General features: G+C 71.5%; 19 protein-coding genes. 8 read left to right on the forward strand and 11 right to left on the reverse strand.

Translation table 11 applies throughout. The features are described from left to right. Positions 1-47 precede the first annotated feature (47 nt). Entirely contained in the window at positions 48-488 is a 441-nt protein-coding gene (locus BCF44_RS15025) for a MarR family winged helix-turn-helix transcriptional regulator (protein WP_116174956.1), read from the forward strand. On the opposite strand, the gene BCF44_RS15030 is transcribed toward BCF44_RS15025, so the two are convergent. Then, the gene (locus tag BCF44_RS15030; RefSeq protein WP_116174833.1) at positions 485-1,420 is read right to left on the reverse strand and encodes an NADP-dependent oxidoreductase; all 936 of its coding nucleotides are present in this window, start codon (positions 1,418-1,420) and stop codon (positions 485-487) included. The genes BCF44_RS15025 and BCF44_RS15030 overlap by 4 nt on opposite strands. A 93-nt stretch (positions 1,421-1,513) precedes the next feature. Between BCF44_RS15030 and BCF44_RS15035 the strand changes: the two genes are divergently transcribed. Beyond that, positions 1,514-1,900: a winged helix-turn-helix transcriptional regulator gene (locus tag BCF44_RS15035; RefSeq protein WP_170217535.1), complete on the forward strand. Its 387-nt coding sequence runs from the start codon at positions 1,514-1,516 to the stop codon at positions 1,898-1,900. Here BCF44_RS15035 and thiD read toward each other — a convergent pair. Both thiD and thiC read right to left on the reverse strand, forming a co-directional pair. Beyond that, positions 1,897-2,727 carry a bifunctional hydroxymethylpyrimidine kinase/phosphomethylpyrimidine kinase gene (gene thiD / locus BCF44_RS15040; protein ID WP_116174835.1) on the reverse strand — a complete coding sequence of 277 codons (831 nt, stop codon included), beginning with the start codon at positions 2,725-2,727 and terminating at the stop codon, positions 1,897-1,899. The two genes, BCF44_RS15035 and thiD, sit on opposite strands and share 4 nt — an antisense overlap. A 142-nt stretch (positions 2,728-2,869) precedes the next feature. Next, positions 2,870-4,519 (reverse strand): phosphomethylpyrimidine synthase ThiC, encoded by a 1,650-nt coding sequence (thiC, locus tag BCF44_RS15045; RefSeq protein WP_116174836.1) that lies wholly within the window; start codon positions 4,517-4,519, stop codon positions 2,870-2,872. Positions 4,520-4,706: 187 nt separating this feature from the next. On the opposite strand from thiC, the gene BCF44_RS15050 reads away from it, so the two are divergent. Beyond that, the gene (locus tag BCF44_RS15050; protein ID WP_116174957.1) at positions 4,707-5,339 is read left to right on the forward strand and encodes a hypothetical protein; all 633 of its coding nucleotides are present in this window, start codon (positions 4,707-4,709) and stop codon (positions 5,337-5,339) included. An 84-nt stretch (positions 5,340-5,423) separates the two neighbouring features. Then, a complete protein-coding gene (locus BCF44_RS15055) occupies positions 5,424-6,350 on the forward strand; it encodes an aldo/keto reductase (protein ID WP_116174837.1) in 927 nt (308 codons plus the stop codon). On the opposite strand, the gene BCF44_RS15060 is transcribed toward BCF44_RS15055, so the two are convergent. Next, a complete protein-coding gene (locus BCF44_RS15060; protein ID WP_116174838.1) occupies positions 6,339-7,241 on the reverse strand; it encodes a glycosyltransferase in 903 nt (300 codons plus the stop codon). The genes BCF44_RS15055 and BCF44_RS15060 overlap by 12 nt on opposite strands. A gap of 149 nt (positions 7,242-7,390) precedes the next feature. Beyond that, positions 7,391-7,978, reverse strand: coding sequence for a peptide deformylase (locus BCF44_RS15065; RefSeq protein WP_116174839.1), 588 nt, complete (start codon positions 7,976-7,978; stop codon positions 7,391-7,393). A gap of 186 nt (positions 7,979-8,164) precedes the next feature. Between BCF44_RS15065 and napA the strand changes: the two genes are divergently transcribed. Both napA and BCF44_RS15075 read left to right on the forward strand, forming a co-directional pair. Continuing rightward, positions 8,165-8,461 (forward strand): nucleoid-associated protein NapA, encoded by a 297-nt coding sequence (gene napA, locus BCF44_RS15070; RefSeq protein WP_116174840.1) that lies wholly within the window; start codon positions 8,165-8,167, stop codon positions 8,459-8,461. Then, complete coding sequence (locus BCF44_RS15075; RefSeq protein WP_116174841.1) at positions 8,458-9,060, forward strand: LytR C-terminal domain-containing protein; 603 nt, start codon at positions 8,458-8,460, stop codon at positions 9,058-9,060. The genes napA and BCF44_RS15075 overlap by 4 nt, the downstream gene beginning before the upstream one ends. Here the strand turns inward: BCF44_RS15075 and BCF44_RS15080 are convergent. From BCF44_RS15080 to moeA, 6 genes are all read right to left on the reverse strand, one after another. After that, positions 9,057-9,575: a hypothetical protein gene (locus BCF44_RS15080; protein ID WP_116174842.1), complete on the reverse strand. Its 519-nt coding sequence runs from the start codon at positions 9,573-9,575 to the stop codon at positions 9,057-9,059. The genes BCF44_RS15075 and BCF44_RS15080 overlap by 4 nt on opposite strands. A 76-nt stretch (positions 9,576-9,651) precedes the next feature. Beyond that, positions 9,652-11,832: an AAA family ATPase gene (locus BCF44_RS15085; protein WP_116174843.1), complete on the reverse strand. Its 2,181-nt coding sequence runs from the start codon at positions 11,830-11,832 to the stop codon at positions 9,652-9,654. A gap of 20 nt (positions 11,833-11,852) precedes the next feature. Continuing rightward, on the reverse strand, positions 11,853-12,812 hold the full coding sequence (pssA, locus tag BCF44_RS15090) for a CDP-diacylglycerol--serine O-phosphatidyltransferase (protein WP_116174844.1): 960 nt from the start codon (positions 12,810-12,812) through the stop codon (positions 11,853-11,855). 5 nt (positions 12,813-12,817) lie between these two features. Further along, positions 12,818-13,531 carry a phosphatidylserine decarboxylase gene (locus BCF44_RS15095; protein ID WP_116174845.1) on the reverse strand — a complete coding sequence of 238 codons (714 nt, stop codon included), beginning with the start codon at positions 13,529-13,531 and terminating at the stop codon, positions 12,818-12,820. A 42-nt stretch (positions 13,532-13,573) separates the two neighbouring features. Beyond that, complete coding sequence (locus tag BCF44_RS15100; protein ID WP_116174846.1) at positions 13,574-13,846, reverse strand: GlsB/YeaQ/YmgE family stress response membrane protein; 273 nt, start codon at positions 13,844-13,846, stop codon at positions 13,574-13,576. A 9-nt stretch (positions 13,847-13,855) separates the two neighbouring features. Beyond that, positions 13,856-15,040, reverse strand: a complete 1,185-nt coding sequence (gene moeA, locus BCF44_RS15105; RefSeq protein WP_116174958.1) for a molybdopterin molybdotransferase MoeA — start codon at positions 15,038-15,040, stop codon at positions 13,856-13,858. 218 nt (positions 15,041-15,258) lie between these two features. Here moeA and BCF44_RS15110 point away from each other — a divergent pair, with 218 nt between their 5' ends. Together BCF44_RS15110 and BCF44_RS15115 are read left to right on the forward strand one after the other, a co-directional pair. Beyond that, positions 15,259-15,462 carry a cold-shock protein gene (locus BCF44_RS15110; RefSeq protein WP_025354171.1) on the forward strand — a complete coding sequence of 68 codons (204 nt, stop codon included), beginning with the start codon at positions 15,259-15,261 and terminating at the stop codon, positions 15,460-15,462. Between the two features lie 95 nt (positions 15,463-15,557). Then, positions 15,558-16,745 (forward strand): serine/threonine-protein kinase, encoded by a 1,188-nt coding sequence (locus tag BCF44_RS15115; protein WP_116174847.1) that lies wholly within the window; start codon positions 15,558-15,560, stop codon positions 16,743-16,745. The last annotated feature ends 17 nt before the right edge of the window (positions 16,746-16,762 follow it).

A 16,762-nucleotide genomic window follows, 5' to 3' on the forward strand; every position in this document is an offset into this window, starting at 1 on the left:
ATCATGAACGGTAGGTGCCACCTACCTGAGGAGTGAGTGTCGTGGCGATGTCGACGACGGCGGCCACGGTCGACGAGACCACGCGGCTGTACCTGGCGGTCGGCCGGCTGTCCCGGATCCTGCGCCGCAGCGGGTCCCCCGGCCTGGGCCAGGGCTCGATCTCGGCGCTGGCCACGCTGACGTACAAGGGCCCGATGCGGCTGGGCGACCTGGCGGCCCGGGAGGGGGTGGCCCCGCCGACGCTGTCCCGGATCATCGCCGCACTGGTGGAGTCCGGCTTCGTGATGCGGGAGGCCGACCCGCAGGACGGCCGGGCGTCGCTGGTGCGGGCCACGCCGGAGGGGGAGCGGATCATGGCCGGGGTCCGCTCCGAGCGGCTGCACGAGCTGCACAACCGCCTGGAGCGGCTCACCGATGAGCAGCGGACCGCGCTGACCGCGGCGCTGCCGGCGCTGGAGGAGCTGGTGGCCGAGGACGGCCTCGGCTAGGCCAATACGTCCAGCACCAGCTTCCCGGTCAGCGCGTTGGCGGCGCCGATCTCGTGCGCCTTGCCGGCCTCGGCCAGCGGCAGCACCTGGTCGACGTGCACGGTCAGCCGGCCGGCGGCGATCAGGTCCAGCAAGGCGAGCAGTCCTCGCTGATCGGGCTCGACGAGGATGCCGGTGGCGCGCACGTCGTGCTGCCGGGCCTTGTCGGCCAGCTCTTCGCTGACGCCGCCGGGCACCGCGAAGACGGTGCCGCCGGGCTTGAGGACGTCGACCGAGCGCAGCGCGTTGTCGCCGCCGATCAGGTCGAACACCACGTCGACGTCCGCGGCGACCTCGGTGAAGTCGGTGGTGGTGTAGTCGATCGGCTCGTCGACGCCGATGCCGCGCAGGAAGTCGTGCTTCACGGCGCGACCGGTGCCGTAGACGAACGCGCCGTGCGCCTTGGCGATCTGCACGGCCAGGTGCCCGACGCCGCCGGCCGCGGCGTGCACGAGCACCTTCTGCCCGGGCTTGATGCCGGCGTCGTCGACCAGCGCCTGCCACGCGGTGAGGCCGGCCAGCGGCAGCGCGGCCGCCTCGGCGTGGCTCAGACCGGCCGGCTTGCGCACGAACTGCCGCGACGGCGCGACGACGAACTCGCCGTAGCCCCCGACCTCGCGCGGGAACAGCGGCATGCCCAGCACCTCGTCGCCCGGCTGGAGCCAGCTCACGCCGAAGCCGACCTGTTCGACCGTGCCGGACACGTCCCAGCCCAGCACGAACGGCGGCCGGCCGAGGAACACGCCGTGCTCCCGGGTCTTCCAGTCCACCGGGTTGACGCCGGCCGCGTGCACGCGGACCAGGATCTCCGTCGGCCCCGGCTCCGGCCGGGCCACCTCGGCCAGCTCCAGCACCTCGGGGCCGCCCAACTCGGTCTGGCGCACGACTCGCATGACTTGTCCCTTCCCATCGAACGGTTGCTCGGCCATCCTGTGGGAGGCGGTACACATCCGCTAGTACGCACTAATTTGTAAAGTAGGTACCTGATGGAAACCACCTGGGATCCGTACCTGGCCGCCTGCCCGTGCCGGGACGTGCTGGATCTCGTGGCCAACAAGTGGACCGCGCTGATGGTCGGCGTGCTGGCCCGGCGGCCGCACCGGTTCGGCGAGCTGCGCCGCGAGGTGGCCGGCATCACGCCCAAGGTGCTCACCCAGAACCTGCGCAGCCTGGAGCGCGACGGCCTGGTCAGCCGCAAGGTCTACCCGACCACGCCGCCGAGCGTGGAGTACGCGCTGACGCCGCTGGGCGAGAGCATCAGCGGCTACCTGATCGCGCTGAACAACTGGACCGCCGCCAACTTCGACGACATCAAGCGCGCCCGCGCGGCGTACGACGCGGCCCAGGAGGCCGCGCCGCAGCCGGTGGGCTAGAAGCGGTCGTCCGACAGCCGCCAGAAGTTCGACACCGGGCCGACGCCGGCGCCGAGCGGATAGGCGTTCTGCACGGCCTTGGTGATGAACCGCTTGCCGAACTCCACCGCGGACGGCATGGTCGCGCCCTTGGCCAGCGCCGAGGTGATCGACGAGGCGAGGGTGTCGCCGCTGCCGTGTGTGTCCTTGACGTCGAAGCGCGGTCCGGGCAGCTCGATCACCGCGACGCCGTCGTAGAGGATGTCCACGCATTCCGGGTCGGACCGCAGGTGCCCGGCCTTGATCAGCACCCATTGCGGCCCGAAGTCGAACATCGCCTTGGCCGCGTCCAGCATCATGTCCCGGCTCGTCACGTCGATGCCGGTGAGCAGCCGCACCTCGTCCAGGTTGGGCGTGACCAGAGAAGCTCTCGGAAACAGGCGATTCTTCAGGCCTGCCAACGCGTTGTCGTGCAGCAGCTGGTCGCCGTGCATGGACGCGGACACCGGGTCCACCACGAACGGGATGGTGTGGTCCCGTCCGATGCCCACCTTGTCGCAGGTGTCGGCGATCGCGTCGATGATCGCCGCCGACGCCAGCATGCCGGTTTTCGCCGCCGTCACGCCGATGTCGGTCACCACCGCCTCGATCTGCGCGGCCACCACCTCGGGCGGGATCTCGTGGAAACCCGAGACCCCGACCGAGTTCTGCACGGTGACGGCGGTGACCGCGGTGGTGGCGTGCACGCCGCAGGCGAAGAACGTCCGGCAGTCCGCGTGCACGCCCGCTCCACCGCCGGAATCCGTGCCGGCGATGGTCAAAGCCCTTGGGGGAGTGGAATTGCTCATGATGTTCTCCGCGAGTTCGCGCCGGTCTCTGGAGCCGCGGCCGGGGAAAATCGCGTCTTTTCAGCGATTTTTCCCGGCAAGGCGAAGAGACCGGTCACGAGCGAACTCGCCCCGCGCGGCACGCGCGGCATGGGCACTGTGCTCACTGCTCCACTACCGGTAGGTAGACCTGCTTGCCGTGGGCGCTGAACTCCGCCGACATCTCCGCCATTCCCGCCTCGATCGCTTCCACAGAGGACAAGTTGTGCTCCTCAGCGTACTTGCGCACGTCCTGGGTGATGCGCATGGAGCAGAACTTGGGCCCGCACATGGAGCAGAAGTGCGCGGTCTTGGCCGGCTCGGCCGGCAGCGTCTCGTCGTGGTAGGCCCGGGCGGTGTCGGGGTCCAGCGACAGGTTGAACTGGTCGGTCCAGCGGAACTCGAAGCGGGCCTTGGACAGCGCGTCGTCCCGCTCCTGCGCCCTCGGGTGGCCCTTGGCCAGGTCGGCCGAGTGCGCCGCGATCTTGTACGTGATCACGCCGACCTTCACGTCGTCGCGGTTGGGCAGGCCGAGGTGCTCCTTGGGGGTGACGTAGCAGAGCATCGCGGTGCCGGCCCAGCCGATCTGCGCGGCACCGATGGCGGAGGTGATGTGGTCGTAGGCCGGCGCGATGTCGGTGGCCAGCGGGCCGAGCGTGTAGAACGGCGCCTCGCCGCAGACCTCCTCCTCCAGCCGCACGTTCTCCACGATCTTGTGCATCGGCACGTGGCCGGGGCCCTCGATCATCACCTGCACGTCCTTGGCCCGCGCGATGTGCGTGAGCTCGCCGAGGGTGCGCAGCTCCGCGAACTGGGCGGCGTCGTTGGCGTCCGCGATGGATCCCGGCCGCAGCCCGTCGCCCAGCGAGAACGTCACGTCGTAGGCCCGCAGGATGTCGCAGAGTTCCTCGAAGTTGGTGTACAGGAAGCTTTCCTTGTGGTGCGCCAGGCACCAGGCGGCCATGATCGAGCCGCCGCGGGACACGATGCCGGTCACCCGCTTGGCCGTCAGCGGCACGTACCGCAGCAGCACGCCGGCGTGCACGGTCATGTAGTCCACGCCCTGCTCGCACTGCTCGATCACGGTGTCCCGGTAGATCTCCCAGGACAGCTCGGTCGGATCCCCGTTGACCTTCTCCAGCGCCTGGTAGATCGGCACGGTGCCGACCGGCACCGGCGAGTTGCGCAGGATCCACTCCCGCGTCTCGTGGATCCGCTTGCCGGTGGACAGGTCCATGATGGTGTCCGCGCCCCAGCGGGTCGCCCACACCATCTTGTCCACCTCCTCCTCGATGGACGAGGAGACCGCGGAGTTGCCCATGTTGGCGTTGATCTTGACCAGGAACTTCTTGCCGATGATCGCCGGCTCGGACTCGGGATGGTTGCGGTTGACCGGGATCACCGCTCGGCCGATCGCCACCTCGCTGCGCACGAACTCGGGGTCGACGCCCTCGCGGGCGGCGCAGAAGGCCATCTCCTTGGTGACGATGCCGGCCTTGGCGTAGGCCAGCTGCGTCACCGCGCCGTTGATCGGTTCCCGTTCGGACACCCACGGTTCCCGCAGCCGGGACAGTCCACTGTGGACGTCGATGACGGCGTCGGAGTCGGTGTACGGGCCGGAGGTGTCGTACAGGTCAAGGTGTTCGCCATTGGTGAGCTCGACCCGCCGCATCGGAACGCGGATGCCGTCCGGACCGTCGACGTAGACCTTGCGGGAGCCCTGGATCGGGCCCGTGGTCACGGTGGGCCGGACACGGTCGTCAAGAGACGTCATGGCGATTCCTCCCTACGCTGGCATTACCCAGTCAGGTTCAGGCGGTCGGCGGCACCGGATCCGGATCGACCCAGCCGCCCTCTCAGCCCGCTGTGGCGCGAGCTCCCGCGTTGTGTTCAGTTGTCGGGTCCCGAGGCTAGCGAGTGCGGGCGGTTCCTGCCAGCCTCGCTTCGCGTACCTTGTGCCGGTGGCAGACGATCAACCGTTTCCACCCGGCGCCCGGCGGGCCGTGCGGCCGACGGCGGTCATCGACTGCCCGGCCTGCGGCGAGCTGGCCGGGCGTGGCTACCCGACGTGCCTGGTGTGCGCGGAGCTGGTCGACCAGTTCTGGACGCTGGACTGGCGGCCGCTGGTGGAGGCGGCCGGCCTGCCCGAGCAGGAGCTGGCCGAGCTGGTGCTGCAGGAGGACGTCGGCAAGCTGCCGTGGACCTGCACCGACATGGCGATGACGGTGCTGCGCTGCACGGCCTGCGGCGCGGAGCTGGGCACCGGCGACCTGCCGTGCCTGCGCTGCCGGGTCGCCGACGAGCAGCGCTGGGCGTGGGACCACATCGGCTACCCGACCCGGATGACCGGCAACGAGCACGCCATGCGGGTGGCTCGGATGGTGCTGCGCGCCCCGCACCGGCAGCGGGAGACGATCGTCGAGGGCTGGCGGCTGACCCTGCCGTTCCTGCTGCTCGGCGAGCTGCCGACCAACTCGCAGGCGCAGCGGATCCGCGCCCACGTGCTGGCCGAGCGCTACGACGAGCTGGCCGCCTGCCGCTCGCTGTACGAGCTGGCGGCCCTGCCCAGCGTCCCCTGGCGCAAAGAAGGTTGACTGTGCCCATGCCGCGCGTCCCGCGTGGGGCGAATCCGCAGATGACTTGACCTGGAGTGCGCTCCAGCCTGTTGGATCGGCTCCATGGTGAGTCTGGGTATTGGGACGTGGGCGATGGGCGGTCCGTTCTGGGCCGGCACGCAGGCGGTGGGGTGGGGACCGACGGACGACGCCGAGTCGGAACGGGCGCTGCGCCGGGCGCTGGAGCTGGGCGCGACCCTGTTCGACACCGCCGACGTGTACGGCACCGGCCACGCCGAGGAGCTGCTCGGGCGGGTCTTCGCCGGCCGCAGGGACGAGATCCGCATCGCGACGAAGTGGGGCAACGTCTTCGACCCCGCCGAGCGTCAGATCGTCGGACACGATGGCAGCGTGCCGTTCATGCGGCGGGCGCTGGAGGGGTCGCTGCGCAGGCTGGGCACCGACTACGTCGACATCTACCAGCTGCACCGCGGCGACCTGCCGCTGGACCAGGCGGCGGAGCTGCGCGAGGCGTGCGAGGAGCTGGTCGCGGAGGGCAAGATCCGGGCGTACGGCTGGAGCACCGACGACCCGGAGCGGGCGGCGGCGTTCGGCTCGTACGTGCAGGCGGAGATGAACGTCCTGCACGATCGGCCGGACATGTATCCCGTGCTGGAGGCCAGGGATCTGACGATGCTGTGCCGCGGTCCGCTGGCGATGGGCCTGCTGACCGGCCGCGACTGGGCGACGGCGGTGCTGCCCGACGACGACGTGCGCAACAAGGTGCCGGAGTGGATGCAGTTCTTCAAGGACGGCAAGCCGACGCCGGAGTTCGCCAAGCGGGTGGAGGCGGTTCGCGAGGTGCTGACTTCGCGGGGCCGCACCCTCTCGCAGGGCGCGCTGGCGTGGATCTGGGCGCGGTGCGACCGCGCGGTGCCGATTCCCGGCTGCCGCACGGTCGCCCAGGTCGAGGAGAACGTCGGCGCGCTGGAGTTCGGGGCGCTGACACCGAGTGAGCTGGCCGAGGTGCAGGGCCTGCTAGCGGCCTAGGTAACCCGCCACGACGTCGGCGATGCTGCCGAGTGCGTCCAGCCGGGCGTACTCGGCGGCCAGCCGCTCGGCGTTGCCCCGATAGGTCGGATCGGTCGACACGATCCGGATGGCCTCGTCGATGTCGTCCTCGGACGGCTTGTCCGTGGCCAGGTACAGCGCGGCCCCGGTGGCGGCGGCCCGCGTGTTGCCTTCGAGCTGCTGCGCCGAGCGCCCGGTCAGCACCAGCGGCTTCGCGTGCCGCAACGCGTTCTGCACGGTGTCGAAGCTGCCGTCGCTGACGACGACCTCGTCCGCGCAGCCGGCCGACGGCAGCGCGCCGACGAACCGCACGTGCGAGGGGGTGTCGCTGCGCCGGTAGCTCAGCTCCTCGACGGACAGCTGGAGGAACCGGTCCGCGGCCAGGATCGGGGCGTCCATCACGAACGGCAGCGGATCGCGGGTGACGCCGACAGACCTCATGGCGTCGACGAACTCCTCCTGCACGCAGCCGAGGGCGTCCCGGACGTACTCATACGCGCGGCGGTTGCGCTCGCGGCCCGCGGCCGTGCGGTCCGGCGGCAGGCCGAAACCCGCGGGGGCGGTGTCGATGCTGCTCAGCGAGTACGGCTCCGTGCCGACCAGGATCAGCGCCGCCGGCCGGGGGCCGGGGGCGCCGTAGCTGAGCGGCAGCGTGCCGTGGAACACGACGTCGCCGACCACGACCGTCGGCTGGTCGGACTCGGCCAGCAGCCGGCACAGGCGGCGGTGCTGGTCGACCAGCGACCGTCCGGTCGGCGGCTCCAGGCCGGTGATCAGCTCGATGTCGTGCCCGCGGTTGGCGATCGTCGCGGCGATCGTCCGCATCGGGCCGAGGTGCGAGGTGGTGGCCGTGATGACGACCCTGCCCATGGCTAGTTCCTCCCCAGGATTGCGCCCACGGAGGAGAGACGTGTGATCACCCTGGGTGGATCAACGGCCGGACGAACGGGCACCGGGAACGACCCGGCCGCCCGCGACCGCTCCGCCGCTCGGTGCAACGGAGGCGTCCGACCGGCCGCTCAGTCCTCCTCGTCCTCGTCCGCGAACGGGTCCGGCTCCACCGCCGGGTCCCAGGACAGGCCGGGCACACCCCAGCCGTTGCGCTTGAGCATCTTCTTCGCGGCGCGCGCGTTGCGGCCCACCAGCCGGTCCAGGTAGAGCAGGCCGTCCAGGTGGTCGGTCTCGTGCTGGAGGCAGCGCGCGAAGAAGCCGGCGCCCTCGACCTCGACCGGCTCGCCGTGCTCGTCGAAGCCGGTGACCTTCGCGGACTTCGCCCGCCCGGTCGGGTAGGTCTCGCCCGGCACCGAGAGGCAGCCCTCGAAGTCGTCGTCCGGATCGGGCATGCCCTCCGGCCGTTCGGACGTGGTCAGAGTCGGGTTGACCACCACACCCTTGAACCGATTGCCCTCGTCGTCCGGGCAGTCGTAGACGAAAACCCGCAGGTCGACACCGATCTGGTTGGCGGCGAGGCCGACGCCGTTGGCCGCCGCCATCGTCTCGTACATGTCCGCGACCAGCGTGCGCAGCTCGTCGTCGAAGTCCGTGACCGGGCGGGTCGGCGTGCTCAGCACCGGGTCGCCCACCACGCGGATCGGGTGAATCGCCATGCGCCGACCCTAGGGGCCGGTTCGCCATGATCACTGTCAGGGGTGGCCGGTAGGGTCACCCGATCGGGACGCGCCGGGGTCGGGCACGGCTCGTAGCAAGATCACGTGATTGAATGGGTCCCGGAATCACACGCGTGTGATTTCTGCGACCGCAGGGATCCGCGACCGTGAGGGGCGAGGAGCCAGATGGACGCCGCAAAGGCCATCACGCAGGTGGCGGAGCCTGCCGACGGCCTGACCGGCCGCGAGCACGCCATCCTGGCGTTCGAGCGGCAGTGGTGGAAGTACGCCGGGGCCAAGGAGCAGGCCATCCGGGAGCTCTTCGACATGTCCTCGACCCGCTACTACCAGGTGCTCAACGGTCTGATCGAGAAGCAGGAAGCGATGGCGGCCGATCCGATGCTGATCAAGCGGCTGCGCCGGCTGCGCGCCGGCCGGCAGCGCGCCCGCGCCGCGCGCAGGCTGGGGTTCGAGCCGCGATGACCGCGCCGGAACCCACCGGCGGCCCGGCCCGGCCGGCCCGCATCGCCGGCATCGTGCTGCTCGTCGTCGCCGCCATCGCCCTCGTGATGGGCGTCGTCAGCCTGCTGCCGCTCGGCGGCGGGGGCAGCGAGGCCGGCGGCTCCACGAACAACTCGACGCCGGCCGGCACCTCCTCGTCCACCCCCGCCAAGACCACCACGACGTCCAAGGCCGCGCCGACGACCACCACGACGGCCAAGCCGCCGGCCACGACCACCACCAACGGCCAGCCGACGCAGCAGCCGCCGCCCGCGAACCCGGCCCAGACGGCACAGCTGCGCGTCTACAACAACGGCACCATCAAGGGCATGGCCCAGCAGGCGGCCAACGACTTCACCACCGCCGGCTGGCATGTGACCACCGTCAGCAACTACTCGCAGGGCATCATCGCGACCAGCACGGTGTACTTCCGGCCCGGCACCGACGAGGAAGCCGCCGCCAACGCGCTGGGCCAGCAGTTCCACCTCCGGGTCATGCCGAGGTTCGACGGCATCCAGACCGCCGACCCCGGCGTCATCGTGATCATCACCGATGACTACAGCCCGCCCCGCAAGGGCTAGCGAACGACCTTCTTCGCGGTGAAGTACTGGTTCGACTCCGGCAGGAACAGCAGCACGGTGGCGACGATCGCGCCCACCACGGTGATGACGCCGAACAGCGTCACGCCGGCGGCCAGCGCCAGCAGCCGCAGCACGGTGAGCACCGTCAGCGTGATGCGGGCCCAGTTACGGCCGGCCCGCGCCTTGAACGCGAACAGCAGGTAGAGACCGGCGAAGACGATCGCGATGACGGCCGCGAAGATCAGGGCGCCGGTGACGATGGCCTGCAGCTGGGCGTCGGTCAGCCCGCTGTTGGCGGACCGGGCCGCGGCGAGGGCGTCGCCGCTGCCGGCGAAGCCGACGACCGCGCCGATGAGGCTGAGCACGACGGTCGCCACCCACACCCAGAACGAGGCCTGGACGGTGGTGGGCACCGGGATGTTCTGCGTCGCCGGCTCGGTGAACTGCGGGGCGGCGGGCGGCATGCCGTAGGGCTGAGGCTGGCCGTACTGGTTCGGATCCTGAGGGTTGGTCATGGAGCGGACGGTACGACTAACCGGGCACTTTCGCGGCCTTTCGCCCGCGCCGTTGCCGATCCGACATCCAGGGCTTTCAGAGCTTGCGCGACTCGGCGTAAGCCGCCAGCTCCGCCAGCTGTACCGGGTCGAGTGACGGCCGTACGGCGGTGCGCGCCTTGGCCAGGTGGGCCGCGGTGACCTCGGCCGCGGACAGCGACTCGCGCATCGCGGTCAGCGCCGCCTCCCGGACCAGGCCGGCGCAGTCGGCGGCGGAGTAGCCGTCCAGCTCCGCGGCCAGCGCGGGCAGGTCCACGTCGGGGCCGAGCGGCATGTTGCGGGAGGCCGACCGCAGGATCTCGGCCCGGGCGTCGGCGTCCGGCGGCGGCACGTAGATCACCCGCTCCAGCCGGCCCGGCCGCAGCAGCGCCGGGTCCAGCAGCTCGGGCCGGTTGGTCGCGCCGACCACGATCACGTCCCGCAGCGGCTCCACGCCGTCCAGTTCGGTCAGCAGCGCCGCCACCACGCGGTCGGCCACGCCCGAGTCGGAGGACTGGCCCCGGCGCGCCGCGAGCGCGTCGACCTCGTCCAGGAACACCAGGGTCGGCGCGGCCTCGGCGGCCCGGCGGAACAACTCCCGCACCGCCCGCTCGGACTCGCCGACGAACTTGTCCATCAGCTCCGCGCCCTTGACCGACAGCACGTTCAGCCGCCCGCTGCCGGCCAGGGCCCGCACCAGGAACGTCTTGCCGCAGCCGGGTGGACCGTACATCAGCACCCCGCGCGGCGGCTCGACTCCCAGCCGGGCAAAGGAATCCGGGTACTGCAACGGCCACAGCACGGCCTCGGTGAGCGCCTGCTTGACCTCGCTCATGTCGCCGACGTCGTCCAGCGTGAGGCCGCCGGTCCGCAAAGTGTCCGAAGTGGACATCGAGATCGGACGGACGGTCTCCAGCGCGCCGAGCAGATCCTGCTGGCTGACCTTGAGCACGCCCCCGGCGTGGCGCATGGCCGCCCGCAGCGCGGCCTCCCGGCGCAACGCGGCCAGGTCGGCGGCGACGAAACCCGGTGTGCGGTCGGCAATCGCGCCGAGGTCCACATCGGACTCCACCGGGACCTCGCGCAGCAGCACCCGCAGCAGGTCGACGCGCACCTTGCCGTCGGGCAGCGGCAGCGACAGCGCCCGGTCCACCAGTTCCGGCGCGCGCAGCCGCGGATCGATCGCCTCCGGGTGCGCGCTCGTCACGACCACGGCCAGGCCCTCGGTGCGGACGGCCGAGCGCAGGATGTCCAACACGATCGTCGCCACCGGCGGGGGCGTCGCGGCCGGCAGCAGCGCATCGATGTCGCCGATCAACAGCACGGACGGCTTGGTGGCGTTCGCGATCGCCGCCGAGACCTGTTTGGCGGCGGCATTCGCCTCCAGCGCGGCGATGCTCGGCGCGGACAGCTCGATCACCGAAGCGCCGACGCCGGCGGCGACCGACCGCACGAGCGTCGCCTTGCCCACGCCCTCCGGACCGCTGACCAGCACGCCCAGCTGCGCGGACGCGCCGAGCTGGGCCAGCAGCTCCGGCTGGTGGATGGTCAGGTTCAGCCACTCCGTGAGCAGCTGGGCGGAGTCCTGGTGCCCGACCAGGTCGGCGACCGGCACCGGCGCGGCCGCCGGCGCCTCCACAGGCACCACCACCGGCTCGGCCTCGGGCTCCGGCTCGGTCACAACCTCGGTGCCACGCCAGGTCAGCACGCTGCTCGGGCCGACGGTCACCGGCCCGACCGGCTGCGTCGCCGTCACGGTGATCAGCTCGTTCGTCCACGTCGTGCCGATGGCCAGCGAGAGCTGCCGGCGGGCCTGCGAGACGTCCGAACCGGGCGGCGGGGCCAGGTCCTGGGGGAGCAGTGACACCGCGTCGCCGGTGGTCAGCACCTTGCCGGTCAGCGCCAGCCGCAGGGTGTCCGGGTGCACCGACGCCGACGCGAGCCGGGAGCCGGACACCACGATCGACCGCGCCGCCGACACCTCCACCGGCGCCACCACGATCTCCGAGCCCTCGACGATGCCGAGGTTGGACAGCGTCACGTCGTCCACGTAGACGATGCCGTGCGGGCTCTCGCCGTCGTGTGCGGCGGCGAGAGCGGCGCTGACGCGGGAGCCGGTGAGCTTGACCGCGTCCCACGGGCGCAGGCCCAGCGCGTCCAGCACCTCGGGGTGCAGGCGGACGACACCGCGCCTGGTGTCCAACGCGGACGGGGACAGGCGGGCGGTCAGCGAGATCACGCCGCCAGCTTATCCGTGACTCAGCGGCGTTCCTGGCGGCGCAGCCCGAGCTGGCGCCAGCCGCCGCGGCGGCGGCCGTCCCCGTTGGCCTGGCCGTTGGTGGACTGGTCGCCGCGCCGGGGCAGCCGGACCTGGCTGATCCGGCTGGCCGCGCCGGCGACCCGGCGCCGCAGCGGCGGCCGCAGACCGAACCGGCGGGCGGCGCTGCCGGCGCGGCGGATGGCCCGCCGCTCCCGCGACGGCACCGACCACGCCTCCGGGTGCCGGGCCAGCCAGTAGTAGCGGTACACGGCGTACGGGATGTGCGCGAGGTAGATCAGCATCGCCGCGACCAGCGCCCACAGCGGGTACAGCAGCACGGTCGCCGCCACCAGCACCACGCCGACCAGCAGCGGGGCCACGATGCGCGGCGGCACCTTGATCGTCTTGAGGGACAGCGTGGGGACCCGGCTGATCATCAGCGCCGCCACGATCACCGTCCACACCGCGACCGCCGCCGTGGAGGTCCACCAGCCGGAGCCGGCGGCCAGCCAGAGCACGATCGGCAGCAGCGCCAGCAGCGCCCCCGGCGGGGCCGGCACGCCGACGAAGAACTCCTTGGTGAACGGCGGCTTCTCGGTGTCGTCGAGCAGCGTGTTGAACCGGGCCAGCCGCAGCACCATGCACGCCGCGAAGATCAGGGAGACGATCCACAGGCCGCTGTTCGAGCCGTGGGCCCAGATGTAGAGCATCAGCGCCGGCGAGACGCCGAAGGAGATGGCGTCGGCCAGCGAGTCCAGTTCGGCGCCCATCTTGCTGGTGGCGTCGAGCAGCCGGGCGATCCGGCCGTCCAGGCTGTCCAGGATCGCGGCCGCGCCGATCGCGCCGATCGCCACCGCGTAGTTGTTGGTCATGGCGAACTGCACGCCGGACAGGCCCGCGCACATCGCGAGCACCGTGATGGCGTTGGGCAGCAGCCGGACGCCGGGACCCGTGGGCATCGGAGTCAGCCTCCGAGTTCGGCGAGCACGGTCTCGCCGCCGATCGTGCGCTGTCCCGGCTCGACCAGCACCCTGCTGCCCAGCGGCACGTAGAGGTCCACCCGGGAGCCGAAGCGGATCAGGCCGTAGGTGCGGCCGGCCACGGCGGTGTCGCCCTGGTTGACCTCGCAGACGATGCGCCGCGCGACCAGGCCGGCGATCTGCACCACGACCAGGTCCTTGCCGTCCTCGGTGCGGATGGCCAGCGAGTTGCGCTCGTTGTCCTCGGACGCCTTGTCCAGGTCGGCCGACAGGAACTTGCCCGGCCGGTAGTGCACCGCCGTGATCTCGCCGCTGGCCGGCAGCCGCTGCACGTGCACGTCGAAGATGTTGAGGAAGGTGCTGATCCGCAGCATCGTCCGGCCGGCCGGCAGGCCCAGCTCGGCCGGCGGCTCCACCTCGACGACGTCGGCGACCGTGCCGTCGGCCGCGGCCACCGCCACGTTCGGCCGGGTCGGCGTCACCCGCGCCGGCTCCCGGAAGAACCAGGCGCACCAGGCGGTGGCCACGAAGCCCAGGAAGCCCAGCCGGCGGTTGAGCAGCCGCAGCACGAGCGCGCCGACGGCGAAGCCGGCCACGATCGGCCGGCCGCCCGGGTGCATCGGCGGCACGGTCTTACGGGCCAGTTCCAGGAAGTGGCTGACGGAGAACCCGGCGGGGTCGGGCGAGTTGGCGTTCATCGCGGCACACGATAGGGCACCCCGCCCGGGCCCCCGCGTGGGCTATCCGCGGCGGCCCGCGTTCCGGAACAGGCTCAGCACCGCCAGCAAGATCACCGCGCCGACCAGTGCGATGCCGAAGCTGCTGAAGTTCCAGCCGAAGTCCTGCGGATGCCCGGTGGCCAGCTGGAACAGCCAGCCGCCCAGAAACGCGCCGGCGATGCCGACCAAGATGCTGACGATGCAGCCCTGCGGTCGTCGGTCCCGGCCGCCCACGACGAGGTTGGCGGCCCAGCCCACGATCGCGCCGAGCACGATCCACCCGATGAGTCCCACGACACGACTCTACGCAAGTCCGACGACCGTCACGGCGTCGCCCGCCGCCACCTCGCCGACCCCCTCCGGCACGATGACCAGGCAGTTCGCCACCGCGAGCGCGTTGAGCAGGTGGGAGCCGGGCCCGCCGACCAGCTTGACGGTGCCGGCCGCCGGGTCGAGCAGGCCGCGGCGGAACTGCCGGCGGCCCGGCGGCGAGTGCAGCGCGTCGGTGATCACGGCGGTCCGGGTCGGCCGGTGGATCACCGCGTGCCCCATCGCCGACCGCAGCGCCGGCCGCAGGAACACCTCGAACGACACCTGCGCGCTGACCGGGTTGCCGGGCAGCGTCACCACCGGCACGCCGCGGTACTTCCCGGCGCCCTGCGGCATGCCCGGCTGCATGGCCACCTTGCGGAACTCCACGCCCTGACCGGTGAACGCGTCCTTCACCACTTCATAGGCGCCGGCGCTGACCCCGCCGGAGGTGACGATCAGGTCGGCCGAGTCCAGCCGGTCCGCCAGCGTCTTGTGGAACGCGTCGACGTCGTCCGGGACGAAGCTCAGCACCTCGGCCAGCGCGCCGGCCGAGCGGATCGCCGCGCCCAGCATCACGCCGTTGGACTCGTAGATCTGCCCCGGCAGCAACGGATTCCCGGGCGCGACGAGCTCGGATCCGGTGGACAGCACCAGAACCCGCGGCCGACGGCGCACCGGCAGCTCGCCGGCGCCGACCGCGGCGGCCAGACCCAGTTGCGCGGGACCGAGTTCCGCGCCGGCGCGCAGCACCACGTCGCCGACCTTCACGTCCTCGCCGGCACGCCGGATGTGCGCGCCCGGCTCCACCTCGCCGTTGATCAGCACGCTTTCCGTGCCGCCGTCGGTGAGTTCCACCTGCACGACGGCGTCCGCGCCGGGCGGCACCGGCGCGCCGGTCATGATTCGCTGCGCGGTGCCGGGGGCCAGTTCGGACAGTTCGGTCTTACCGGCCGGGATGTCGTCGGTCACCGGCAGTTCGACCGGCGCGTCCCTAATGTCTCGCGCCCGAACGGCGTAACCATCCATCGCCGAATTGTCGAACGGTGGGAGTGCGACCGGAGAGATCAGGTCCTCGGCGATCGCGAGACCGAGACAGTCCGCGATCCGAATACGTTCGACCGGTGTATTGCCGACCAGCCCCAACACCGTTTCCAGGTGTTCGTCGACGCTGGCCAGGCGCGTTGCTGAAGTGGACACGGGACCCATCCTCCCGCATACCGGCCGGCGTCGGCGGTACCGCCGTTCGAGTCACCGGAAATTGCTGTGCGGCAACGAACCCGTCGCAGCAAGAGCACCCAACAAGCAGATGGCGTGACGCCCTGTGGCCGCTAACGTTGACGTGAGATCCAATCGGCGCCCCCAGCGCCGGGTTCCACCATCTCAAGGAGGACGCCGTGGCAGTCGGCACGGTCAAGTGGTTCAACTCGGAAAAGGGCTACGGCTTCATCGCTCAGGACAGTGGTCAGGACGTGTTCGTCCACTACTCGGCGATTCAGATGGACGGATTCAGGGCACTGGCAGAGGGCGACCGGGTTGAGTTCGAGGTCCAGGCCGGCCGCGACGGCCGTAGCCAGGCCGCGGACGTCCGCAAGGTCTGAGGCAAGCAGCTCATCACGGCGGCGGCCCGCGTGGCCGCCGCCGTTTTCCCCCTAACCGGCCGCAACGCGAAACTGGCGGACGTTACGCTGGCCACGTGTCGGATGACTTGACCGGAAAGCGCCTGGGCCACTACCGCATCGACGCGGTGCTGGGCCGTGGCGGCATGAGCGTCATGTACCGGGCGACGGACATGAGGCTCGGCCGCAAGGTCGCGTTGAAGGTCATCTCCGAACACCTCACCGAGGACCCGGAGTTCCGGGAGCGGTTCGTGGACGAGGCGCGCAACACCGCCGCCATCGACCACTCCAACGTGGTGCCGCTGTACGACTTCGGCGAGCTGGACGGCCTGCTCTACATCGCCATGCGGCTGGTGGACGGGTCCGACCTGGCCAGCCTGATCAAGGACGGCCCGCTGCCGCCCTCGCGCGCCCTGATCCTGGTCAGCCAGGCCGGCGAGGCGCTGGACATGCTGGCCGGACGTGGCCTGGTGCACCTGGACGTCAAGCCGGCCAACATGCTGGTCACCAGCCGCGAGTCCGCCGGCGAGCACGTCTACCTGGCCGACTTCGGCCTGACGCGGCGCGGCGCCACCGGCCACCGCACCCGCGGCGGCGACTTCCTCGGCTCGCCCACCTACGCGGCGCCTGAGCACCTGCGCGGCGAGCCCGTCGACGGCCGCACCGACCTCTACTCCCTGGCCTGCGTGCTGTTCGCCTGCCTGACCGGCCGCCCGCCGTACCAGGGCAGCGTGTCCGAGGTGATCCAGGGCCACCTGGGCAGCCAGCCGCCGTCGGTGACGAAGCTGGTGAACCTGCCGGCCGGCATCGACGACGTGATCCGCAAGGGCATGGCCAAGGACCCCAAGCAGCGCTACGGCAACTGCCGCGAGCTGGTCGCCGCCGCGCGCTCGGCGTTGGTCACCGTCGCGCAGCCGGGTGTGCCCGCGCCGACGCCGGTGGCGCAGCAGGCGATCGTCCGCACCGAGCCGGCCAGCGGTCCGGTGCCGGTGCAGGCCGGCCCCGCGCAGCAGCAGGCCATGGGTCCGTCCTCGCAGCCGTTCCCCAGCCAGCCCCGGCCGTACCAGCAGCCCGCGCCGGGGCAGCCGCAGTACGGCGGCTATCCGCAGGCCGGCGACCAGCCGATCCGGCTGCGGCCGCCGGCGCCGATCAACAACTCCGCCTTCCGCGAGGACGGCGGCGCCGCCCGCTGGGCCGTGCCGGTGCTGCTGGGCACCGCGGTGCTGGTGCTGCTCGTGGTGCTCATCGTGTTCCTCACCGCCTGAGCGGACTTTCTTGCACT

It is taken from the genome of Kutzneria buriramensis, assembly GCF_003387475.1.
Classification (GTDB): domain Bacteria; phylum Actinomycetota; class Actinomycetes; order Mycobacteriales; family Pseudonocardiaceae; genus Kutzneria; species Kutzneria buriramensis.